Source organism: Vibrio ostreae (genome assembly GCF_019226825.1).
GTDB classification, from domain to species: domain Bacteria; phylum Pseudomonadota; class Gammaproteobacteria; order Enterobacterales; family Vibrionaceae; genus Vibrio; species Vibrio ostreae.
In genome coordinates this window covers 1,070,896-1,092,544 of sequence record NZ_CP076642.1, presented here as the reverse complement: position 1 = coordinate 1,092,544, position 21,649 = coordinate 1,070,896, and the positions used below count along the sequence as shown (strand labels likewise).

Annotated in this window: 21 protein-coding genes; 12 read left to right on the top strand and 9 right to left on the bottom strand. The window is 50.5% G+C overall.

The annotated features are described in order from the left end of the window. Positions 1-128 precede the first annotated feature (128 nt). On the top strand, positions 129-1,022 hold the full coding sequence (locus KNV97_RS04690) for a LysR family transcriptional regulator (protein ID WP_218561653.1): 894 nt from the start codon (positions 129-131) through the stop codon (positions 1,020-1,022). Positions 1,023-1,099: 77 nt separating this feature from the next. On the opposite strand, the gene solA is transcribed toward KNV97_RS04690, so the two are convergent. Together solA and KNV97_RS04680 are read right to left on the bottom strand one after the other, a co-directional pair. Further along, the gene (gene solA, locus KNV97_RS04685) at positions 1,100-2,224 is read right to left on the bottom strand and encodes an N-methyl-L-tryptophan oxidase (protein ID WP_136483609.1); all 1,125 of its coding nucleotides are present in this window, start codon (positions 2,222-2,224) and stop codon (positions 1,100-1,102) included. A gap of 212 nt (positions 2,225-2,436) precedes the next feature. Next, positions 2,437-3,228 carry a DeoR/GlpR family DNA-binding transcription regulator gene (locus KNV97_RS04680; protein ID WP_136483610.1) on the bottom strand — a complete coding sequence of 264 codons (792 nt, stop codon included), beginning with the start codon at positions 3,226-3,228 and terminating at the stop codon, positions 2,437-2,439. A gap of 265 nt (positions 3,229-3,493) precedes the next feature. Between KNV97_RS04680 and ltnD the strand changes: the two genes are divergently transcribed. The 5 genes from ltnD (at position 3,494) to KNV97_RS04655 (ending at position 8,609) form a co-directional block, all read left to right on the top strand. After that, entirely contained in the window at positions 3,494-4,399 is a 906-nt protein-coding gene (gene ltnD, locus KNV97_RS04675; protein ID WP_136483611.1) for an L-threonate dehydrogenase, read from the top strand. Positions 4,400-4,401: 2 nt separating this feature from the next. Then, on the top strand, positions 4,402-5,658 hold the full coding sequence (otnK, locus tag KNV97_RS04670) for a 3-oxo-tetronate kinase (RefSeq protein WP_136483986.1): 1,257 nt from the start codon (positions 4,402-4,404) through the stop codon (positions 5,656-5,658). Continuing rightward, on the top strand, positions 5,655-6,287 hold the full coding sequence (gene otnC, locus KNV97_RS04665) for a 3-oxo-tetronate 4-phosphate decarboxylase (protein WP_136483612.1): 633 nt from the start codon (positions 5,655-5,657) through the stop codon (positions 6,285-6,287). The genes otnK and otnC overlap by 4 nt, the downstream gene beginning before the upstream one ends. After that, positions 6,287-7,063: a 2-oxo-tetronate isomerase gene (otnI, locus tag KNV97_RS04660; protein WP_136483613.1), complete on the top strand. Its 777-nt coding sequence runs from the start codon at positions 6,287-6,289 to the stop codon at positions 7,061-7,063. Before otnC ends, otnI begins: the two co-directional genes overlap by 1 nt. Before the next feature lie 94 nt (positions 7,064-7,157). Further along, positions 7,158-8,609, top strand: coding sequence for a GntP family permease (locus KNV97_RS04655; protein ID WP_218561652.1), 1,452 nt, complete (start codon positions 7,158-7,160; stop codon positions 8,607-8,609). 29 nt (positions 8,610-8,638) lie between these two features. On the opposite strand, the gene KNV97_RS04650 is transcribed toward KNV97_RS04655, so the two are convergent. Beyond that, positions 8,639-9,115, bottom strand: coding sequence for an Lrp/AsnC family transcriptional regulator (locus tag KNV97_RS04650; protein ID WP_136483615.1), 477 nt, complete (start codon positions 9,113-9,115; stop codon positions 8,639-8,641). A gap of 175 nt (positions 9,116-9,290) precedes the next feature. Between KNV97_RS04650 and KNV97_RS04645 the strand changes: the two genes are divergently transcribed. After that, positions 9,291-10,532, top strand: a complete 1,242-nt coding sequence (locus KNV97_RS04645) for an aminotransferase class V-fold PLP-dependent enzyme (protein WP_218561651.1) — start codon at positions 9,291-9,293, stop codon at positions 10,530-10,532. Between the two features lie 156 nt (positions 10,533-10,688). After that, entirely contained in the window at positions 10,689-10,928 is a 240-nt protein-coding gene (locus KNV97_RS04640; RefSeq protein WP_136483617.1) for an RNA recognition motif domain-containing protein, read from the top strand. A gap of 46 nt (positions 10,929-10,974) precedes the next feature. Here the strand turns inward: KNV97_RS04640 and KNV97_RS04635 are convergent, their stop codons facing one another. Together KNV97_RS04635 and KNV97_RS04630 are read right to left on the bottom strand one after the other, a co-directional pair. After that, a complete protein-coding gene (locus KNV97_RS04635) occupies positions 10,975-11,223 on the bottom strand; it encodes a hypothetical protein (RefSeq protein ID WP_136483618.1) in 249 nt (82 codons plus the stop codon). Between the two features lie 393 nt (positions 11,224-11,616). After that, positions 11,617-12,810 (bottom strand): DEAD/DEAH box helicase, encoded by a 1,194-nt coding sequence (locus KNV97_RS04630; RefSeq protein WP_136483619.1) that lies wholly within the window; start codon positions 12,808-12,810, stop codon positions 11,617-11,619. Between the two features lie 330 nt (positions 12,811-13,140). On the opposite strand from KNV97_RS04630, the gene KNV97_RS04625 reads away from it, so the two are divergent. After that, positions 13,141-13,674, top strand: coding sequence for a YbhB/YbcL family Raf kinase inhibitor-like protein (locus KNV97_RS04625; RefSeq protein ID WP_218561650.1), 534 nt, complete (start codon positions 13,141-13,143; stop codon positions 13,672-13,674). A gap of 56 nt (positions 13,675-13,730) precedes the next feature. Continuing rightward, positions 13,731-14,516 carry a helix-turn-helix transcriptional regulator gene (locus KNV97_RS04620; RefSeq protein ID WP_218561649.1) on the top strand — a complete coding sequence of 262 codons (786 nt, stop codon included), beginning with the start codon at positions 13,731-13,733 and terminating at the stop codon, positions 14,514-14,516. Positions 14,517-14,666: 150 nt separating this feature from the next. Here KNV97_RS04620 and KNV97_RS04615 read toward each other — a convergent pair whose 3' ends face one another. The 4 genes from KNV97_RS04615 to KNV97_RS04600 form a co-directional block, all read right to left on the bottom strand. Continuing rightward, on the bottom strand, positions 14,667-14,975 hold the full coding sequence (locus KNV97_RS04615; protein ID WP_136483622.1) for a hypothetical protein: 309 nt from the start codon (positions 14,973-14,975) through the stop codon (positions 14,667-14,669). A 1,166-nt stretch (positions 14,976-16,141) separates the two neighbouring features. After that, complete coding sequence (locus tag KNV97_RS04610; RefSeq protein ID WP_218561648.1) at positions 16,142-16,729, bottom strand: hypothetical protein; 588 nt, start codon at positions 16,727-16,729, stop codon at positions 16,142-16,144. A gap of 5 nt (positions 16,730-16,734) precedes the next feature. Beyond that, a complete protein-coding gene (locus tag KNV97_RS04605; RefSeq protein WP_218561647.1) occupies positions 16,735-17,688 on the bottom strand; it encodes an outer membrane protein assembly factor BamD in 954 nt (317 codons plus the stop codon). Beyond that, on the bottom strand, positions 17,681-19,249 hold the full coding sequence (locus KNV97_RS04600) for a vWA domain-containing protein (protein WP_218561646.1): 1,569 nt from the start codon (positions 19,247-19,249) through the stop codon (positions 17,681-17,683). The genes KNV97_RS04605 and KNV97_RS04600 overlap by 8 nt, the downstream gene beginning before the upstream one ends. Before the next feature lie 368 nt (positions 19,250-19,617). Between KNV97_RS04600 and KNV97_RS04595 the strand changes: the two genes are divergently transcribed. Together KNV97_RS04595 and KNV97_RS04590 are read left to right on the top strand one after the other, a co-directional pair. Further along, positions 19,618-20,961 (top strand): hypothetical protein, encoded by a 1,344-nt coding sequence (locus KNV97_RS04595; RefSeq protein WP_218561645.1) that lies wholly within the window; start codon positions 19,618-19,620, stop codon positions 20,959-20,961. 222 nt (positions 20,962-21,183) lie between these two features. Beyond that, positions 21,184-21,555, top strand: coding sequence for a glutathione S-transferase N-terminal domain-containing protein (locus KNV97_RS04590; RefSeq protein ID WP_136483630.1), 372 nt, complete (start codon positions 21,184-21,186; stop codon positions 21,553-21,555). Positions 21,556-21,649: the final 94 nt, after the last annotated feature.

Below are 21,649 nucleotides of genomic sequence, written 5' to 3'. Positions count from 1 at the left end.
TTGATACTCCTCAATGGAATCGAATTAGATTTAATCAACGCAAACCAGTATAGTAGCTCGAGATCTGGTGATAAATGCGCATAAATGATGTAGATTGTATCTATCTAAGTTACTAATCAGGCATCACTATGGATCGACTGACCGCGATGCGCAGTTTCGTGGAAGTGGCCAATACCAACAGTTTCACCAAAGCCGCCGATAATCTGAATCTGAGCCGTTTACAGGTCTCACGCCATGTACAGGAAGTGGAAGACTGGCTGCAACAACGCCTTTTACATCGCACCACACGTAAGGTCAGCCTGACCGCTGCTGGTGAAGGAGCGTTGAGACATTGTGAACAGATCCTCGACCAGACAGCAGAACTGGAGATTAGCGCGCTGGAACAGGCGCAGTCACTGAACGGCAGCATCCGCATCTCAGCGCCGATAGGTCTCGCCCAGCACCTGCTGCTCGATACCGTGCAGGCATTTACCGAACTGCACCCTCAGGTAAGGATTGATATTCTGGCCTCAGATCGCCTGTCACAACTGGTCGATGACCGGATCGATGTTGCGCTGCGCTTTACCCAGCAACCGGATGCCAGCCTGATTGCCCGCCGCTTAATCATCGTTGATACCGTGGTCTGTGCCAGTCCGCAATATCTCGCAAGTCATAATCCAATTGTTGAGCCGAGCGATCTGGCGCGGCATAACTGCTTCGTCCATCTCACCGGGCATGAATGGGATTTTGTCAGGGATAACCAACATTTTTCCGTCAAAGTGAGCGGAACGATCAGTGCCAACGATATGGCGATTTTGCGCCGCGCCGCACTCAGCCACAACGGCATTGTCTGGTTACCCTGTGATTTGGCTAACCCCTATCTGGAAAGCGGCGAACTGATGCGGGTGCTGCCTGAGTTTCATTCCCCGAGCAGTGGCTTATGGGCAGTGTATCTGTCACGCAGTTATCAGACTCCGCTGGTGCGTCAGTTTATCGATTTTCTCGCCCAGAGCTGGCAGCACGATATAAAAGTCGCCGGATAACACACAGTCAGAGATGAAAAAAGGAAGCGCTCGCTTCCTTTCTACACAATTCCTGCGCTGTCGTATGTCATTCAGCCTCAGCGAAAACGCTGCAATGAAAACAGCGAGATATCGTGCTCGGTTGCCCCTTTGGCAGCCAAGTCACTCAAAATCTCACCAATCACGCTGGCAAACTTGAAACCGTGACCAGAGAAACCAGCCGCAATAATCACATTGTCATGTTGCGGGTGGGTATCAATAATGAAGTGTTCATCGGCCGTCATGCTGTACATACAAGTTTTGCCATACATCAGACCCTGCGTTTGCGGCATTACAGTCGCTAAAAATCGTTCCAAATCCACACTGTCAGTCAACGTATCATACTCGGCAATCTCCTGATCCGGATCCTGACGTTCACCACCGTCATGACGCCCCATCTTCAGCCCCGCGCCGTCAATGCTCGGAAAGCCGTAGTAGATCCCTTGTGGGGAATCGAACGAGAAAGCAGGAAATACAGTTTGTCCGTAAATCTCTTCATCGGCTTCAAACCAGGCAAACGTTTTGCGGTTGGGTTGCATCGGCAGGGCAAAATCAAGCTTGGACATCAGTTTGGTCGCCCAGGCCCCGGCTGAAATAATCACTTTATCGGCGCGAATGATTTTATCTTCGCTGTATAAGGTTACGCCTTGGTCATCGGCTTTAATATCCTGCAGCGGATGATAAGTCAGCAGCTCTGCACCGTGCGCCAGAGCGAGATCGCGATAGGCGGCGATGCAATCTTCGCAGCGCAACACACCCGATGTCGATTCAAAACAGCCGATGTAGTTTTCTGGTAACGTAATGCCCGGAAAACGCGCATGCACTTGTTCGGCATTGAGAATTTCCAGCGGCAGTTGGTATTTTTCAGCGCTGGCAATCAGAGTCTGAATGAAGCGCGAGCTCTCTTCGCCCATATTGAGCACACCGGTCTGCAGGAACAGCGATTGGCCACTGTGCAGTTCCAGTTCTTCCCATAACGCCTTTGCCCGCAATGCCAGCGGAACATATTCTTTGCCTTCGCCGTAAGCGTAACGAATGATGCGGGTTTCACCATGGTGACTGGCATGATGGTGAGGCGGATCAAACGCATCCATCAGCAGTACTTTTTTACCTTGTCTGGCCAGGAAATAACCTGCTGCCATTCCCATCGAACCGGCCCCGACTACCACGACATCGTATTTCAAATCCCTCTCCTTTGACGCTGAGACAATAAAGCGACAACCAGTATGCCGCCAGTCCTTATACTTTATCGTGCAGAGAGGAAGATGAATAATGAAAATTATACTGCATGCGTTATATATCAGCGAAAAACCGCAAGTTGTGCATAACTTAAACGATTTACCGCAACACTGTTTATCCGCTCACTGGCCTCAAGTGGCTTGTCATCGGTTGCTTCTCACGCAGAACGGATCTGAGGCACGTCGTCCCCCGTAGTCATCAGAACCTGAATGCCTTTCTCTTCGAGATCTTGACGAACACTGTCCGGGAATGCGCTATCGGTAATAATGGCATCGAAAGTTTGAATATCGAGTGCATGGAACGTGGCTACTTTGCCATATTTAGAAGAGTCAGACACCAGAATCACTTTTTGCCCCGCAGCCGCCACGGATTTTTTCACAATCACTTTCGGCTCACTCGGAGTGGAAATACCGCGCAGGTTCCAGGAAGAAGTCGAGACAAACGACACATCCACATTCATACCGGCCAGAAAATCCGCCACTTTGCTTCCCACACAGGATTGGTTCTCGCGGTCGATTCGTCCGCCAGTGTGATACAGATCGCTGTCGCTGTTATGCATTAAATAAGCTGCAATCACAAAATCGTTGGTGATGAACAGCAGATCATCCCGCGCCGCTAAATGATGTGCGATCTCCAGCGTCGTGGTACCGGCATCTAAATAGACGGTCGCATTGCGTGGCACCAGCCGACTGGCTATCTGGCCAATCTGGGCTTTTTCATCGGCGTGCTGGGTCGCCTTAGCATCATGGGAAGGTTCGTGATGTAACACACTACTCAGTTGCACTCCTCCCGACACAGACAGCACCTTGCCCTGCTTTTCCAGCTTGGCGATATCACGCCGAATCGTCATGTGTGATACAGCCAACTGCTCAACCAGCTCATTGATGCTGATGACTTCTTGCTGTGAAAGGAGGGACAAAATGGTTTTGTGGCGTTCTGCTGGAATCATAGTGGCTTACGTGACAAGTAATGATAACCCCATCTTATCAGCCAAGCTGACATCTGTGAAGTTGTGTTAACTATTGTGAAACAGTCCCTCAAAACATGCTCTACTCTGCTCATATCACTGTGATTCAGGGGCTATTTTTCACATTATTGTTACTGGATGGTAATTTTTGTGAGTAACACCACAGGAAAACGCGCACAAATTCACATATAATCACACCAAAGAACACAAATTAACATCTTTAACACGATTAGAGCGAGATATTCACATGGATAATCAAACAGTTAAATCAGTTGCTGTTATCGGCTTAGGCTCGATGGGAATGGGTGCAGCGAAATCCTGTGTGCGCGCCGGACTCGATGTATACGGTATCGACCTCAACCCGACCGCACTGGAAACGTTAGGTAACTACGGCGCTAAAGCGGTCGCCAATGATGCCAAGCCGTTCGCTCAGGCATTAGATGCGGTACTGCTGCTGGTCATCAACGCCAAACAGGTCAAAGCGGTGCTGTTTGATTCCGGCCTGGCGGCCAGCCTGAAACCGAAAACTGCGGTGATGGTATCAGCGACCATCTCAGCCCAGGATGCAAAAGAGATTGAAGCCGGCCTGAATGCCTATGATCTGTTGATGCTGGATGCGCCGGTATCCGGCGGTGCGGTCAAGGCCGAAGCCGGTGACATGACCATCATGGCGTCAGGCTCAGAGCAGGCGTTTGCCAAACTGGCACCGGTACTGGAAGCCACCGCGGGCAAAGTTTACAACATCGGCACTGAAATAGGCCTGGGTGCCACCGTGAAGATCATTCATCAACTGCTGGCGGGCGTGCACATTGCCGCCGGTGCTGAAGCGATGGCACTGGCCGCACGTGCCAATATTCCACTCGATCTGATGTACGACGTGGTAACCAATGCCGCCGGTAACTCCTGGATGTTTGAGAACCGCATGAAACACGTCGTCGACGGCGACTACTCACCAAAATCCATGGTCGATATTTTCGTCAAAGATCTCAACCTGGTTGCCGACACGGCGCAAGATCTGCGCTTTCCTCTACCGCTGGCCAGTACCGCACTCAACATGTTTACTTCGGCCAGCAACGCAGGTTACGGCCAGCAAGATGACAGTGCCGTGATCAAAATCTTTGATGGTATCAACCTACCTGGCACGGAGAAATAATGATGTTACTCGGAGTCATCGCAGACGATTTTACCGGCGCTACTGATATCGCAGGCTTTCTGGTTGAAAACGGTATGCGCACCGTACAGCTGAATGGCGTGCCGGACGCACAAACTCAAGTGGATGCTGACGCAGTCGTGATCAGCCTTAAATCACGCTCATGCCCGGCCGAACAGGCGGTCAGCCAGTCACTGGCGGCATTGCACTGGCTCAAAGATCAGGGCTGCCAGCAGTTCTATTTCAAGTATTGTTCGACGTTCGACAGCACCGAGCAAGGCAACATTGGTCCTGTGACCGATGCCCTGCTCGACGCCCTCAATGAATCTTTCACCATTGTGTGCCCTGCTCTGCCGGTCAATGGCCGCACGGTATTTAATGGTCATCTGTTTGTCTTGGGCGAACCACTCAATGAATCCGGCATGCGTCATCATCCGGTGACCCCAATGACTGATTCCAGTGTGATTCGCCTGATGAATCGCCAGTCCAAAGGTGAAACCGGTCTGGTCAACTATCAAGTGATCGAGCAAGGCGCGCAGGAGGTAGTCGAACAGTTCGCAACGCTGCAGCAAAGCGGTAAGCGCTACGCGGTGGTGGATGCTTTCAACAGTGCACACCTGACCACTCTGGGTCAGGCAGCCAAATCACTCAAACTGATTACCGGAGGCTCTGGCCTCGCGGCAGGCATTGCTCACAACTGGGCGCAGCATCTGGCCGATCAGAGCGATGCCAAAGCGGCAGGCCTGCCACAGGCCGCATCCAGTGTCGTGCTGTCCGGCTCCTGCTCACTGATGACCAACAAGCAGGTCAAGCATTACCAAGCATTAGCCCCATCACTCGCGGTTGACGTCGAGGCTTGTCTGAACGATGACAATTACGTTCAGCACGTGTTTGAGTGGGTTACCGCCAACCTGAACAACGCTCGCGCTCCTATGGTGTACGCCACTGCAGACGCAGACAAACTGCAACAAATTCAGTCTCGTTATGGTTCAGCCGTATCCAGCCAAGCGGTTGAGCTGTTCTTCAGCCGTCTGGCTCATCAGCTGCAGGAATTCGGCGTACGCAATTTTATTGTCGCGGGCGGAGAAACCTCCGGCACCGTCACCCAAAGCCTGGGTGTCAAAGGTTTCCATATCGGGCCGCAAATCGCCCCGGGCGTGCCTTGGGTGAAATCTATCGATGGCTCACTGTCTCTGGCACTGAAGTCAGGCAATTTTGGCGATGAGCCGTTCTTTACCACTGCGCAGGATTTTTATTCATGACCGAACAACAACTGAGAGAACAAATGGTGCGTCTTGCGCGTTCTATGTTTGAACGCGGCTACGCAACCGGCGGGGCGGGAAACCTGTCTCTGAAACTACCGGATGGCAATTTTCTTGCGACACCAACCGGCTCATCGTTTGGCCGTCTGGTGGCTGAAGAGCTGTCGGTGGTCGATATTGAAGGCAATCTGATATCCGGCAGACGCGCATCGAAAGAGGTCGCGTTTCACCTGGCAATTTACCGCAATAATCCGAACTGCAATGCGATTGTGCACCTGCATTCTACTTATCTGACCGCACTGTCGTGCCTCGATAACCTGGATTCAGATAATGCTATTCGTCCGTTCACCCCGTACTACGTGATGCGCATCGGTCAGCTGCCGGTGATCCCTTATCTGCGTCCCGGCGAACCACGCATCGCCGAGGAACTGGCTAAACGCGCCGCCGATTACCGTGCGTTTCTGCTCGCCAACCACGGACCGGTGGTAACTGGCTCCGACCTGGAAGATGCGGTCGATAACGCCGAAGAACTGGAAGAGACCGCACGTCTGATGTTCCTGCTTGATAAACATCCGATCCGCTACCTGACTGACGCAGAAGTGGAAGACCTGAAAGGGAGAGGCAAATAATGGCTAAATTTGCAGCAAACCTCACCATGCTATTTACCGAAGTTCCGTTCCTGGAGCGTTTTGCCAAAGCGCATCAGGCTGGCTTCAAAGCGGTTGAATTTCTGTTTCCGTATGCGTTTGAGCCACAAGTGCTGGCCGATGAACTGGCTAAATATGGTTTCGAACAAGCGCTGTTTAACATGCCCCCGGGTGACTGGGATAACGGCGAGAAAGGTCTGGCTGTCCTGCCTGGCCGCGAAGAGGAATTTAAGCAAAGCGTAGCCACGGCGGTTATGTACGCCAAAGCGCTGCGGTGTAAGAAAGTGCATGCCATGTCCGGCATCATTGATCCGGCCTACAGCCGGCAGCAACATGTCGAGACCTTTATCGCCAACATCCGCTATGCCGCTGACATCTTAGCCGAACATGGTATTGAACTGATGATAGAACCACTCAACAGCCGTGATGTGCCGAACTATTTCGTTGCCCATCAGCGCGAGGCGGTGGAACTCATCAAGCAGGTTGACCGCGCAAACGTCAAACTGCAACTGGATCTCTACCATGCCCAGATCATGGACGGGGACTTAGACATCTTGATCCGCGATTTGGCACCGTTTACCGGTCATATCCAGATTGCTTCCGTGCCACACCGCAATGAACCGTGTGATGGCGAAACCAATTACCCATACCTGTTCGGTGTGCTCGACGACTCCGGCTACGACGGCTGGATCGGTTGTGAGTACAAACCGAAAACCACCACAGAGCAAGGTTTGGATTGGGTTAAACCTTACCTGTAACTCATGAGCAACTCCCCTGCGAATGCCTGCCCTGGCGGCATTCGCAGGGCCCTATACAACCGTAAGACGGACAAATTATAAAAAGGACAGAAAGATGGACGCTGCTTTAATTGGTATTATCCTTGGGATCCTGGCCATGATGGTTATGATCATCAAGACTCGTATCCCGGTAGCACTGGCAATGATCATCGCCAGTATTATCATGGGCTTATTTGCTGGCATGGCGCCGACTGATTTGGTGAATGCGATCAAATCCGGCTTCGGAGGAGTGCTCGGTGGTATTGGTCTGATCATTGCCTTTGGGGTGATCATGGGCGCCTGTTTTGAACGCTCCGGCGCGGCGGTACGCATGGCCAAAACCTTTGTGAAACTGTGCGGTAAAGGACGTGAGGACGTTGCTCTCGGGTTTACCGGCGTGCTGGTTGCTATACCGGTTTTCTGTGACTCTGCCTACATCATTCTTCATTCCCTTGTTCGCGCTATTTCGCGCAATACAGGCAAGTCTGCCGTTGGCCTTGGTGTAACACTGGCTCTGGGCCTGCTGATCACCCATGCTATGGTCCCGCCAACTCCGGGCCCGGTCGCTGTTGCGGGTATCCTTAATGTGGATCTGGGTGTGTACATGCTGTGGGGCCTGATTGTGTCAGTACCTATGATGCTGTTGTCCCTAATCTACATCCGTAAAGTAGGCAAAGAATACTACCGTGTCCCGAATGGTGAAAACTGGATTACCAGCCAGGCCGACTGGGCGAACCTGGAAAAAGTTCAGGAAACCGACGACCGTCATCTGCCAGGTAATTTCCTGTCATTTGGCCCGATTCTGCTGCCTATCGTTCTGATTTTGGTAAATACACTGGTAACTAAAGATGATTCACTGTTCTATGCCATAATCTCTTTGTTGGGTAACCCGGTCGTTGCGGTCGGTATTGGTGTACTGCTTGCTCTGTATGGCCTCACCCGCAATATCGATCGCAAAGATATGGTCGGTTCGATGGACGATGCTTTGTCGACCACAGGCCTGATTCTGGTCGTGACCGGCTGTGGCGGCGCGATGGGCGCGGTACTGAAAGCGTCTGGTGCCGGCCCTCAGGTTGCAGAGGCGATTGCCAGCAGTGGTATTCCGCCCCTGTTAGTACCGCTGGCGATTGCATCCATGCTGCGCCTTATCCAGGGGTCTGCAACCGCCTCTATGATGGTCGCCGCCACTATGACGCTGCCACTGGTGGAAACATTAGGTTTGGATCCGGTCTTTGTCGCTCTGGCATGTGCGGTAGGTCCGGTAGGTTTTTCTCACCTTAATGACTCCTACTTCCACATTATCAGCCGTACGCTGGGGATTACCGAGCTGTCGGATCAACTGAAAATCTGGTCGGTATCCTCAACCATTGCCTGGGCAATTGGTGCCAGCATCGTGATGATCCTGAACCTGATCTTCGGTAAACAGGGCACACTGCTCGATCCTGTCGTGCCGTTTGTGGTACTCGCTGCTCTGATGTTGTGGATGAGAAGCAAAGAGCCGAAAAAAATACTAAAAGAAGCTCGTTAATCAACACGCTGAAGCCCCGTAAGGGGCTTTTATTTTGTCACTGTTTGCGGCAACGCCACCTGATGCTTAAAGCACTCCAGTAGCATGTAAGAGTGCATGCCGGAAATAAAACGGGTTTGCAGAGTTTCATTAATCAGGCGGTTAAATTCGCTCATGGTAGTGCAACTGACCTTGAGGGCAAAATCGTTGTCACCGGTGATGGAATAGCACTCATGAATGATCGGCGTCTGCGCTATTAAATCGAGTAACTGCCGGCGCGCATCCGGTTCAGATTTACGATACTGCACCATCACCAGTGCGTTGATATCAAAGCCCGCTTTAGCACTGTTCAACACCACGGAATAGCGTTCAATAATCCCCGATTCTTCCAGCCGTTTCAGACGGCGAAAGCACTGCGATGCCGAAAGGTTAACCGCTTCCGCCAGTTCAAGCCGCGCAATACGGCTGTCCTGCAACAACAATTCCAGAATGCGAACATCCTGGCGGTCTAACGCAATAGATTGCACGATGTATACCTTATAAATCCATTTTATGACTGATTTATCGCATTCAGCCTTGTATTTCAAGTTCAGGTTGCCAAGAAAGCGGCATATATCAAAGCGTATACTGAACGCTAAGTTACCGCTTGCTCTCATGACCACCAGCAAGCCTTTCACCCTTTCAGCTCCAAGGATAGAAACCATGACTACACTCGATATGGATTTTGTACGCCAGCAATTTCCGGCGTTTGCCGAACCTTCTCTGCACGATAAAGCCTTCTTTGAAAACGCCGGCGGCTCTTATTTATGCCGTCAGGTACTGGAGAAATTTGACCAATACTTCCACCAGCTCAAAGTGCAGCCTTATTACCCCAACCCGGTTTCGGCTAAGGCAGGTGAATGGATGGATGCCAGCTACCAGGCGCTTGCACCGTGGTTAAACTCAGCGCCGGACGAGATCTATTTTGGCCCGTCAACCTCGCAAAACACGTATGTACTGGCCAATGCGGTCATGGGATGGCTGCAACCCGGCGATGAAATCGTGGTCACTAACCAGGATCACGAGGCCAACAGCGGCGTTTGGCGCCGACTGGCAGAGCGCGGTATTGTGGTCAAGGAGTGGAGCGTCAATCCTGTGAATGGCATGCTTGAGCTAGACACCTTGCAGCCCTTGTTGACTAAAGCAACTAAGTTACTCACATTTCCGCACTGCTCCAATATCCTGGGTCATATCAATCCGGTCGCGGATATCTGCGCGCTGGCCCGTCGACATGATGTACGCACGATAGTGGATGGCGTCTCTTTTGCAGGACATGGTCTGCCGGATGTCAAAGCACTGGGCTGCGACATCTATCTGTTTTCCCTTTACAAGGTATTCGGCCCCCATCTGGGCGTGATGGTGATTCAGTCAGACATGGCGTCCAAGCTGGCTAATCAGGGCCACTATTTCAATGGTGAATTTCGTGAAAAACGTCTTTATCCGGCCGGACCAGATCACGCGCAAGTGGCAGCCGCCAAAGGGGTCGCCGATTATTTTGCCGCTGTTTACCAACATCACTTTCCCGACCAGCCAGAGGCCAGTGCCACGCAAAAAGCTGAGGCGGTACGCGAGCTGCTGCATCAGGCCGAACTGACCACTCTGCAGCCGCTGCTTGAGTTTCTCAATCAGCATCCGGCGATCCGTATTATCGGCCCGGCCTCTGCAGCGCAGCGTGCCCCAACAGTATCCATCACGGTTAATGGCGTACTGCCGGCTGACCTGGCTAAACAGTTGGGTGAAGAAGGCCTCTTGTGCGGTGCCGGCCACTTTTACTCCTGCCGCCTGCTCGAGGCGATGGATATCAATCCGGCAGTCGGTGTCGTACGCTTTTCTATGGTTCACAACAGTTCGCCAGCCGAAATCGAGCGCCTGATCGCGACATTAGCGCGTCTGTTACCAGCGTAATCAGCGCTGCAGAGCAAGGTCAGCTTATGGTTCCTTACTCTGCGTAGCCGCCGGTTATTACGCATGATTATTTTCACTGAAATGACAACATTCACTTGGTCCGTCGGGCGATTACTGCGACAATGGAGGCCGTTTTTACCCAATTAATGGTTCAACATGAAACTTCTAGTCCGCAACCTGGCTCGCACCACAACCGAGCACGAAATTCGTCAGCTTTTCTCTGTTCACGGTACTGTAAAAGAATGCACTCTGGTGCTTGATCAGGAAACGGGTCAGTCGAAGGGCTTTGCGTTCGTTGAAATGCCTGAACTGGCAGAAGCCAAAGCAGCAATCGCCGCACTGAATATGACCAGTGTTGCCAAGAGCACCATTCGCGTCAAAGCAGCACAAAACTGATTCAGAAGCCAGCCCTGAACGCTGGCTTTTTTGTTTCCCCACCACCTCACGGCTCGCCTTCTTGCGCTTCCAATGCGCGCAGGATTTTTCTCACATTCACATCCTGCCCCACCTCACAATGATAATCAGGCAAAACTTTCTGCAGCAGATCTTTTTCGATGTAACCCGCCGAGATCTGAGCGCGTAACCGCCTGATCAATACTTCACGCGACGAGCGTGAGGAGTGCAAAACATTCTGTGATGGTTTCACATGCTTTGTAAACAGATACTCAAAAATGCGTTGTTGCCAGTCCATGCGATGAGTCCTCGCAGTTTATTGTCTTAATCCTGCTGCCGGCGCAGCGTATCAACCTCGGGCATGTGTATAAACGGGTACAGTCAACGTTTAATCACGATTTACGACTATTTCGCCTCTTTTAGAGTAAAGTTACCAATTTTTTACGGCGAAATTCCTGCAAGTATTGAACATGAACAGCAGAGAATCAAACCGGTTAATTCAATCCATTCGCCAATTATTACCTTGCCAACGGACTGCTTTGAGTACTCGGTAATACAGGATCCTATCGCCAGCTCCCTGAACAGATGATTAAGCAGATCCTGATAAAATATTGAAACAAAAAGGGCCGCGCAAGTTTTGCCTGCGCGGCCCGATGTAAACCGTTACTAGCTGGTCAGCAGCGAAAGCCGCTTATGCCTTCGGCTCTCGTTTACTTTTTGGAACATAATTGAGAATGGAAATCGGCACCGGCTTTTTCGGTTCAAAGCCTTCCACGACTCTGCGCTCGATCAAATGACCAAGACGGCTTTCAATCATGCACAGATTTTTAAAATTGTCTTTGGAGACAAACGAGATCGCTTCACCACTGGCATTCGCCCGTCCGGTACGACCAATACGGTGCACGTATTCATCGGCCGGGAATGGCAAATCGTAGTTCACCACCCGCGACAATTCGTGGATGTCGATACCGCGCGCACCAACGCCGGTTGCGATCATATATTTAATCTTGCCGGCTTTAAAATCTTCCAGTAACTGAACACGCACCGCCTGGCTGCGGCCGCTGTGAAACGCTTCAGCATGAATACCACGTTTTTCCAGCTGCGATGCCAGCTTGGCTGCACCATGCTTGGTTTCAATAAAGATCAGCGCCTGATCCCAGTCGTTTTCCTGAATCAGATGGCTCAGCAGAGCGGATTTCTTGTCTTTATCCACCGTGACCAGCCACTGTTCAATATTCGCTTTAGACGCCTGATTAGCAGCAATACTAATCTCATACGGATCATTCACTGCCGTCTTAGCCAGATCACGCACTTTGTGCGACAAAGTGGCCGAAAATAGCAGGAACTGTACCTCAGTTGGCAGACGATCGATGATTTTATTGATCGGCTCAATAAACCCCATGTCCAGCATGCGGTCGGCTTCATCCAGCACCACCATTTCGATCTCTTCAAAATAGACCGCACGCTGACCATACATATCCAGCAGACGACCCGGCGTCGCCACCAGCACATCCACTCCTTCAATCAGGCGTTGTTTTTGCGCTTTTTCATCCACGCCACCAAACATCGCCATCGACGTTAAACCGGTGTGTTGGCCGTATTGGGCTACTTTTTCCGCCACCTGAATCGCCAGTTCCCGAGTCGGAACCAGAATTAAAGCGCGTACGCGTTTCTTGCGCTCGGTCTGACGGCCCTGCAATTTATGCAGGATCGGCAAAACAAAGCCTGCGGTTTTACCAGTACCGGTCTGCGCCGCCGCGATCAGATCCTGACCTTGCAGAATGACCGGAATGGCTTTGGTTTGAATGGTGGTAGGTTTTTGATAACCAAGTGCTGCCACAGCTTGTGTCAGGGCATCACTTAACCCCAGTTTGGAAAATGACATGGACGAACTCTGAATTAGTAACCGAAATTGTAGAGCCAAGCTCTACCTTAGCGTGCGATTCTAACATGAAGGCGGCGATTTCCTGAATGATTTACCAAAACAGAATCAGCATTAGAGCCTAAAGAGGACACGCTTTCATCTGGCTGGTGCATTAAAACGGGACACACATCAGAGTCAGCAGCTCAACGTTGCGCGCCATCCATTTTCTTTCGTTACTCTAAATCCAGTAAGTATCAAACTGAATCTGAAATACATTAAATATGATACTTTAAGAGATGAAGAGCATTCACTTAGCCCCTAAACTGATCCCAAATCAAAAGGAGCATTATCATGAATTCATTCGCTACATCCATTTTCGTTGCAGGCCTGATGGCAACCGCTTCCGCTCAGGCGTTGCAAATCACCAGTCAGGATATTAAAGAAGGTCATCCGATGGCCAAAACATTTGAATTCTCAGGCTGGGGCTGCGACGGTGATAATCTGTCACCGCAATTAAGCTGGACAAACGTTCCTGCCGGCACTAAAAGTTTTGCTATCACGGCTTATGACCCCGATGCGCCTACCGGCAGCGGTTTCTGGCACTGGATAGCTTATGACCTGAACGCCTCTGTCACCTCGCTGCCACGCGGCGTCGATATTGCCAAATTAGGTGGTCAGGAAGCCCGAATTGATTACGGAAAAGCAGGCTTTGGCGGCGCATGCCCACCAGCCGGTGATGGCATGCACCGTTACCAATTCACCGTCTGGGCCCTGCCAACAGATAAACTGGACGTGACCACCACCACGCCACCAGCAGCGATTGGTTTCACGCTCAATAAAATCGCGCTGGACAAGGCAACACTCACCGCTACTTACACTAAATAGCTGCCAGTCCCAACACAAGACGTTTACGGCAGGCAACATTCCTTGCAGGGGGATCGATGAATCATCATTATCAAGTGACGCCGTTTAGCGCCCGGCAATCACAAAAACTGCGTAATGTGCGTATTCACTCTCCCTGCCTGGTGCAGATCCTGACCGGTAGCAAGCGGCTTTACTGGCGTGAAACGGCGGTTGAGTTGTCAGCGGCGCAGTTATTGATTTGTGAGCCGGGATCATCGCTGAGTTTTGAAAACCTGCCGCATAAAGGCGCGTTTTCATCACGCATGTTCAGTTTTCACTGTCTGCCTGAGCGCAGTATGCTGGAACTGAGCAGGCAGCGAGCTGACACCGGGCGTTCAGAGGTTGTCGGGTTAGATAGCGCACTACGGGAGACCTTGCACGCTCTGGCCGGGTTTAATTTGGACGAGATGAGCCTCGCAACCCAGACCTATTGGTTGATGGGGCTCTATCAGCAACTGGCGGAAAGAGGAGCGCTACATCGTCTGATCCCAGATTCTGAGTTGTCATTCAGCCAGAAGTTAAGTCGATATCTGGCTCTGACGCCAAGTCAGGATCATCTACTGGAAAATGTGGCCGAGCGGTTTGCTGTCAGCCGGGCGACCCTGATACGCAAACTAAAGCAGGAAGGTACACAGTATCGGGAAATTCTGGCTGAAGTGCGCCTTAATCATGCGCTGGGGTTAATGCAGAAAGGGGATCACAACGTGGCCCTGCTGGCGCAGTTATGCGGTTATCAATCGGAGGGACGCTTCAGGCAGCGCTTTAAAGCCAAATTTGGTTTAACGCCGCGCGAATATATTAAAACACTGCACTGCGCGAATTAGGTAGCAGATACAAAAAAACGGACGCTTCAGAAGAAGGGTCCGTTATTAGCATGCGACAGAATAAGGTAGCCGCGATACATCCCGGGCGGCTACCCAAACGCTTCCATCTTGTTCAACTTCATTGAATATCATCCTGATAAAGCACGCAGATTAGTTATCAGTAGTCAGATAACGACGATGCTCAATCAGATTACCTTGTGAGTCTTTGGCGACGAATTTATACACGTGTGGCACGCTGTCATGGTTAACGATACTCACGGTACCATTCTCAGAAGTGAGGTACTGCTGACCTTGAATAACAACCGGATAATTTGCCACACCCTGGCCGTTCGAAGTCAATGTGACTGTGGCTTCGTTGTCCAGAGTGAAGATATTCATATCCAGATCAGCAGCCATAGCACCAGCGGCGAAAGTAGTAGAAAGGGTTGTGGCAATCAGTGCAGAAACGAACTTAGTCATGCTATTTTCCTCTTAGTTTTGTTTATCGATGCGCCTTAGCGCTTGAGATAAATATTACGACTAGATCACATTTTGTTCGATAGGATAGATTTGATTGGATTGTTCATGAATTTTGAACAAATAAACAGCAGTTATACTATAAAATCCAAATTATTCACCACTAATTAGCGGTCCTATCAGCAGCAGACCCTAGATCAATTACTGTCAGCCACACAATCAAACACTTAGCAGGGGCAAGGCTAAGCAGCCTTACCGCCCGAAACCATTACTTATGCTGCTGACCTATTCGATCGGTTGCAAGGATTGCCCAGATAAACTTTTTTAGCTTGAATACTACCACAGGGGCAATTACGCCTCAGATCGTATCCGCAGCGATCTTTCCCGTCATTTCTCCGCCTGCGCAAAAGAGACGGTGAAGACATTGAAATGTAAATAAATACCGGATCAGACTTTGTCAGTGTTCAGCCTGAACATTGACAAGTTTTCAACTGAATCAAGGAATGAGCATTCAAACACAAAAAATAAAATTCATCTATTTGGGCGAAATCAGCCGAAATCGGTGACAAGGTTTTTATGCCGATTTTTCCAGGTGCCCGTCACCGTCAGTCATTGTATTACTCCCCGAAATGCTTGACCGTGTTACTGACCATTGATGCCATATCGATGACTTCAGCCCCGCCCAGGTCCGAGAGTATCCAGGGCAGCTTGTGCGTACATTTGGGCGCTTCAGGAATATCTATTTGCCGGGCCACGGGGACAGAGGTGCCTCCATTTCCCATGTTGTGTGCTTTTGCAGTATTAAGTGCCGCTCTCTATTTTGCCCAGTCTCGGGCCATATGACAGCTGGAACACCTGCATGTTTCAGGGTTCGGATTAGAGAATGGGCATCGATGAGGCTTGCTCTCATCAAATACGTCATAAAGCATTCAATTGTTCCGTTTGATTAATAATGAACAGGAGAATACCTCAATAAAATCAGGGGCCAAAACCTGCCCGGGCCAGGCAGGTTTTCGTCTGCTCTCAGGCAAAAAATGGCCTGACTTCCTTCTGGATAGCCAAACTGTATTACAAACAGATATAACAAAACGGCCAGCAAAAGCTGGCCGTTACCTAGGTAGCTACACGAAGGCATGTAGACCTCCTTTCTCTCCCGCCTGAGACTTCGGCTAAGGAAGTTTGACGTCAGCGATATCGAAATCAGCCGGTAACTGGTTATTCTCAAAGCGCCAGACGCCAGGTTCAACAAAGCGACCACTTAACGGTTTATTTTTGTAAGTCACTGTCGGGCCAACAGATTGCTGCAAACGATAATAATGTGCGTACTGACCGGTCGCGTAACTGCGGCTCCATGATGGATACGGATCAGTATCTATCACCTGAGACCAGCAGGAAGTATTCGACGTCCCGAACTGTGCGGTCCACATTAAGGTGTCAATGGCCCACAGTAAGCCAAACGTGCTGACCGTAAACAGGATACAGTCGTCCGGATTACTGCCACTGTAGCTGTAATTCATCACACCTTGTTGTTCCATGACTTTGGCAGAGACACTCTCGGCGATCCCCAGATGAGAGTAGTACCGGCCCTGCTGACGAAATACGATTTCCCATCCCTGCTTATTGACCTGATACTGATCCAGTGACTGCTGGAACTTCCCTTCAACCGGTTCCTCTACCCTGCGATACTGACTACTACAACCAACAACGCTGGCCAGTGTCAGACTGATCACTGACGTTTTAATAACGGATGTTTTCATACTGCTTAGCCCTGGTTACAGTTATCACGGATGGTGGTACGTAAACGAGTCGTCCCGTTCGCATCGTCAATGCCATATTGCTCAAATGCCTTCAATTGGGACTTGGCGCTAAAGCACGCCATTTTGCTCCGCAGGCTGCGAGCCTCCTGCTGAGCCGCTTGATCAATATCGGCCTTTTGAGTGAAAGCACGTTTGGTTTCAGCACCGAGCTGCTGTTTTTCCACAGAATAAAGAGCGTCAAAACGCTCAAAATCCAGCGCGCGGAACCAGCGCTGCAATTTATCCAACTGCGCGCGATGAGCGTCAATAGTAGTTTGCTCAATCAGCTTAAAGCGCAACAACTGGGTCACGCTGGCCAGGTCATGCTCCAGCCGGTACAAGTTCTCTGAACGCGAGATCAGAGCGCCGGAATAGCGTTCCAGCCGGGCTTTGCCCTCTTGTGCCCGCGTCTGCGCGGCATCAAACTGCTGGCTTTTGATCATCTGCTGCATGACCGTACTTTGCTGCGCCGCCCATGCCGACACCTCTTGGTTAGTCAGGCGTTGCTTTTTCTCGTGTTTAAGCCAGTCACTGCGACTGGATTCAAATTTTTCCAGCGCGGCTTTGGCAGCTTTCGAGACCTGAGGCTCTAACTTCTGATGCAATTCGAGGGCTTTTTGATAGTAAGCACCGCTGCGCCCGGTCAATGCGAGGTAACGGTTTATCTCGCTCCAGGCCTTGCTGTACTGATTGCTGTGATAACCCGACATGGCATAAAAGAAGTGAAAACTGTCGTCCAGAGCCAAACCGACCTGTTCAACTGTGGCAAATTCCTCAAAGGCTTTGCCATAACGCCCGTCTTTATAAAAGGTCTGAGCCGCCAGTAAAGACTGATCAACCTGCTGCTCTTTGGTTAATGCCCATGCACTACTGCCGGAGCAAAGCATTGCCACCAGCAGCCAAGTTCTGATTTTATTCACCAAATCCATCCCATATTGTGTGTTGCAAATTCGAGCTCGCCGACGGAGCGGACGGCGTTGCATCATACGAACCGATTAACGACAGAATGCCCATCGCGATCGCCGCGTTTTCAAAAGTCTGTGACAGTTGGCTGGCCTTCGCTGCCGCTGCGTAATCACCGCCACTTTGCTCTGCCAACTGTTTGAGGTCACGCGCCGCGCCGGAGCCACTGTTCAGCTCCAACCCAACCGTCTGATGACGAAACAAAATGCCGCGGCTTTTCAGCTCATCCACCACAGGAGACAAGATCTTGCAGCCATCATCACCATCGGCGAGCAACAGAATCATTTCGCTGCCCGATTGCCGGCTGCGGTTATTGGCCAGATAAACATTGGCATATTCCACCGCAGCGCTCATCGGTGTGCCCCCGTCCGCCTGCAGACTGGCGACAAAAGTGCTGAGTGACGCGCTGTCCACACTAAACGGGTGATGGTTGGTTATTGGTGCATCACAGGTGCCGCTGAATGCCAGAACAGAGACTTCGGTATTACTGCGCACTGACTTTTTAATTAATTCGATGGCGGCGTGTTTAGCCTCTTTCAGTCTCGTACCACCCATGCTGCCAGAAGTATCTATCAGCAGTAACATGCTGGCAGCCGCTTGCGCGCTGCTTGGCTCTGACGGAACAGACGCACCACTGATAGTGGCCTGATGGGTTACACGCCCGGGTGAAGCAGAAGAGAACGGGTTGAAAGCAGAAGATTGCGATGCATTATTGCCTGCACTAGAAGCGTGAGAGCTCACTTTATCAGAGCCGGATGCAGGCTGACTTTGCCTCTTCTCGCTGCCTGGCACGGCCGCTTGCAATGTTGGCGTGCTTGGCGATTTGGATTGCTTTTTCTCAGCCCGCTGTTTAGCTCCGGCCAGAAACCAGCGTTTGATTCCGCTGATATCCAGCTGTGCATCGACCAGCTTAACGTCCCAAAACGTCAGGTTTCTGCTCTGCCCCATCAGGCGCTTAAATAACGGTTTGGCCTGCGATTCGTCCAGATAGCTGCGACCATCACGCTGCTCGGTGCCAATCAGTGCAGAGGAAAGAAAAAACTGGTTCCAATTCGGTGAACCCGGGCTATTAAAGCTCGCTGGAGCCGGGATTATTTCTGTACCTAACAGACCGCGTAGGCCAGGTTTGCCTACTGCACCGCCATCACAACGCACCTTATTAACGCTATCGATACTGACCTCAATATCACGAAAATGCAGGCGAACTTTCATCAGCACATCGCGCGGCGGGGCAACGGTTTCAATCTGCTTAGTATACGGATTATACAAGTTGAAACGTGCAGACTCGCTCAGAGACCATTTCACAATGCAATGCTCGACCGGCTCCCCCATCAATGACCAGGCTTTATAAGCATACTGCAGCCAGATACGGCTTGAATCTGCGTCGCTGTACAAAATGTCTTTGTGCCATTCGCCTGTAGCCCGGAAACTGCGCTCCTGCTTGCTTGGCTCATCGGCATACCCCACAGCATGTAACGCCAGCAATAAAGACAACAAACCAAAGCGAATGCTTTTCAAACCGCGCACCATACCCAGATAAATGACAAAATTATTAATAAATAGGCGGCGATATTATTTACCTGGTGAATAATTGTCAATTATTGAGCTGTCACGTTAATAAGAATATCCGAGAGTTAAGCGCGCATAACTGTTAACGGTCAGCCGAATTTATTTGCGACACACGCCTAAAAATGTGACTGACATAAACGTGTGTCCCGCTCAGCCATTACGCTGAAACACAGACAAGCGGCGAAAATCCCATCGATACATCAAAAATATGATAAATGGATGATCAATCATCTCAAAAATGAGAGACTCGCAGACTCAGAAATGAATCAAATAATAATGACTATCCCGATAAACTTAACAATGATAGAGCTATTCATATGAAGTTATTCAAAACAGCAGCAGTGGCTGGCGTGATTGTTTCAGCGCTGACAGGCTGTCAAAGCACAGGTAATACGCAGAATTCGGCGCCGGATACGACGAACCCTCAGCAAGTTGCCACTCAAACCGATGCGTTCACGCTGTTCGAGCAAATCAAAGCCGAACAAAGTCAGTGGCACGAGACTATGGCCGACCTAGAGTCATTTAAGCTTTACTCACCAGGAAAAGTTCGTGATCTGCAGGATGCCTGGGAAGAGACCACTGAGGTTTACAACGATATTGTTGAGGATCCGAGTGAAACCACCGAAGACTATTCCATCTTCAGCTCTGCGACTTATGCTGAAAAGTACATGGAGCTGTTAGGGGAAACGAAAGCTCTGTACCAGCAATTAACTCAGCTGAAAGCACAAGCCGATGAGTTACTTGCCGATTCCATCTCGCAAATGGATTATCTCGACCAGTTGGATACCAAAACAGCGTACGCCTCAGATTACAGCCAAATCCACGCCAGCTACCTGAAACTATTCAGATATATCGACGAAAATGAGCTCAACGACGCTCAGTTTGCTCAGGTGAAATTTCTGGATAAGGCCAAGCAGCTGGAAATCAAAGTCGTCCTGAAAAAATACGTCACCCCGTTAAAAGCAAAGCTGCTGGAGTTTCGCACCACTAAGCTGAATTTCCAGGCGCCGCTGACCTATCAACAGGCAGAAGCGGAAGTCGCCAAAGTTGAATTGGCCATTAAAACCGATTCGCGTGATTTCAAAGCCATCGAACAAGCAGTGAAAACAGCAGAATTCGAATTGAATCATACGGTGAACGTGGCGAACGAAGTCACTAAACTTTCTCTGGTAAAAAACCGTAATTTTGAACCGGTCGTGCTGAACTACGAGAAATCTTTACTGGAGATTTCCCAGCAAATCGACGGAGCAGACTACCGCGACCAGTCATTCGGCAAGCAAGCAAAAGCGATCCTCGCTTCACTGCAGGCAAATAACAGTGAGGTTTCCGGCCAAAACGATGAATTGGCACAGCAACTGAGCAGTCGTACTCAAGAGCTCAATGTGGTCCAAGCGAAACTGCAAGCAACGCAAGCCGAACTGGCGGCCAGCCAAACCGCACTGCAGCATGAAAAAGCACTGAGCGAGCGCTTGTCGACACTGCTGGAGTCATACAGCAAAACGGTACAAACCGTGATTACCGCAAACTCTGCGCCACCAAAGCCAACAGCGACTGGTGAGGCCGGTAATACCGCACCCGCCACGCTCCGTGAGGCCGTTTCGCCAACGACCGGCAGCATTGAGCCACAGTCATTGAATCCGGTGCCAACCACCACAAACTAACCTCAGACAGTTAGCTTAATTCCAGATAGTGCGCGCAGTCGGGCGTACTATCTGGTCAGCGTCCCTAGCCAGCGCTGTCTGGCTACAACACTTTGGCCATCGCATTAGTCAGGCCTGCGGATTATTCATATCTGATAACGTCGTGCCTCTTATAACTCAGCAGTTTTGCCGATAGAATAACGCCGAGTTTATCCACGCATTCAAGCACGAGAGTACCCCTCAATGAAAATTTTAGTTAGTTTAATCCGCAACCTACTCGGTGGCATCATCATCGCTGGTGACTTGCTGACTCGTGGCAGTAAGAAAAAACGTCCTGCCCAGCAGCAGCAAGAAGTAAATCAGCAAACACAGAACCTCAGTTTATACCAATTTACGGCATGTCCTTTTTGCACCAAGACTCGCAGAGCTATGTATAAATTAAATTTACCGATTGAGAAACGTAATGCGTCTCAGGGTTCGAAGCACCGTCAGGAACTGCTCGAAGGTGGTGGCAAAGTCAAAGTGCCTTGCCTGCGCATTGAACAAGATGGCAAAGTGGAATGGATGTACGAGTCTTCTGAAATCATACGCTACCTGGAAACGCGATTTGCGTAACTTAGATAAAACGGTGCTTTAGGTACCGTTTTATCTTCTGTCCCGGGTTGCTGAGCATTTTTCAGTTCAGAGTGTATGCCCTCACTAATTCCTC

What these genes read in the sequence shown, in the direction of transcription:
- ltnD (WP_136483611.1), top strand. Translation starts at nt 3,494, where the DNA reads ATGGATAATCAAACAGTTAAATCAGTTGCTGTTATCGGCTTAGGCTCG.
- KNV97_RS04680 (WP_136483610.1), bottom strand. Translation starts at nt 3,228, where the DNA reads ATGATTCCAGCAGAACGCCACAAAACCATTTTGTCCCTCCTTTCACAG.
- otnI (WP_136483613.1), top strand. Translation starts at nt 6,287, where the DNA reads ATGGCTAAATTTGCAGCAAACCTCACCATGCTATTTACCGAAGTTCCG.
- KNV97_RS04690 (WP_218561653.1), top strand. Translation starts at nt 129, where the DNA reads ATGGATCGACTGACCGCGATGCGCAGTTTCGTGGAAGTGGCCAATACC.
- KNV97_RS04615 (WP_136483622.1), bottom strand. Translation starts at nt 14,975, where the DNA reads ATGACTAAGTTCGTTTCTGCACTGATTGCCACAACCCTTTCTACTACT.
- KNV97_RS04620 (WP_218561649.1), top strand. Translation starts at nt 13,731, where the DNA reads ATGAATCATCATTATCAAGTGACGCCGTTTAGCGCCCGGCAATCACAA.
- otnC (WP_136483612.1), top strand. Translation starts at nt 5,655, where the DNA reads ATGACCGAACAACAACTGAGAGAACAAATGGTGCGTCTTGCGCGTTCT.
- KNV97_RS04590 (WP_136483630.1), top strand. Translation starts at nt 21,184, where the DNA reads ATGAAAATTTTAGTTAGTTTAATCCGCAACCTACTCGGTGGCATCATC.
- KNV97_RS04630 (WP_136483619.1), bottom strand. Translation starts at nt 12,810, where the DNA reads ATGTCATTTTCCAAACTGGGGTTAAGTGATGCCCTGACACAAGCTGTG.
- KNV97_RS04645 (WP_218561651.1), top strand. Translation starts at nt 9,291, where the DNA reads ATGACTACACTCGATATGGATTTTGTACGCCAGCAATTTCCGGCGTTT.
- KNV97_RS04655 (WP_218561652.1), top strand. Translation starts at nt 7,158, where the DNA reads ATGGACGCTGCTTTAATTGGTATTATCCTTGGGATCCTGGCCATGATG.
- otnK (WP_136483986.1), top strand. Translation starts at nt 4,402, where the DNA reads ATGTTACTCGGAGTCATCGCAGACGATTTTACCGGCGCTACTGATATC.
- KNV97_RS04635 (WP_136483618.1), bottom strand. Translation starts at nt 11,223, where the DNA reads ATGGACTGGCAACAACGCATTTTTGAGTATCTGTTTACAAAGCATGTG.
- KNV97_RS04610 (WP_218561648.1), bottom strand. Translation starts at nt 16,729, where the DNA reads ATGAAAACATCCGTTATTAAAACGTCAGTGATCAGTCTGACACTGGCC.
- KNV97_RS04625 (WP_218561650.1), top strand. Translation starts at nt 13,141, where the DNA reads ATGAATTCATTCGCTACATCCATTTTCGTTGCAGGCCTGATGGCAACC.
- KNV97_RS04640 (WP_136483617.1), top strand. Translation starts at nt 10,689, where the DNA reads ATGAAACTTCTAGTCCGCAACCTGGCTCGCACCACAACCGAGCACGAA.
- KNV97_RS04595 (WP_218561645.1), top strand. Translation starts at nt 19,618, where the DNA reads ATGAAGTTATTCAAAACAGCAGCAGTGGCTGGCGTGATTGTTTCAGCG.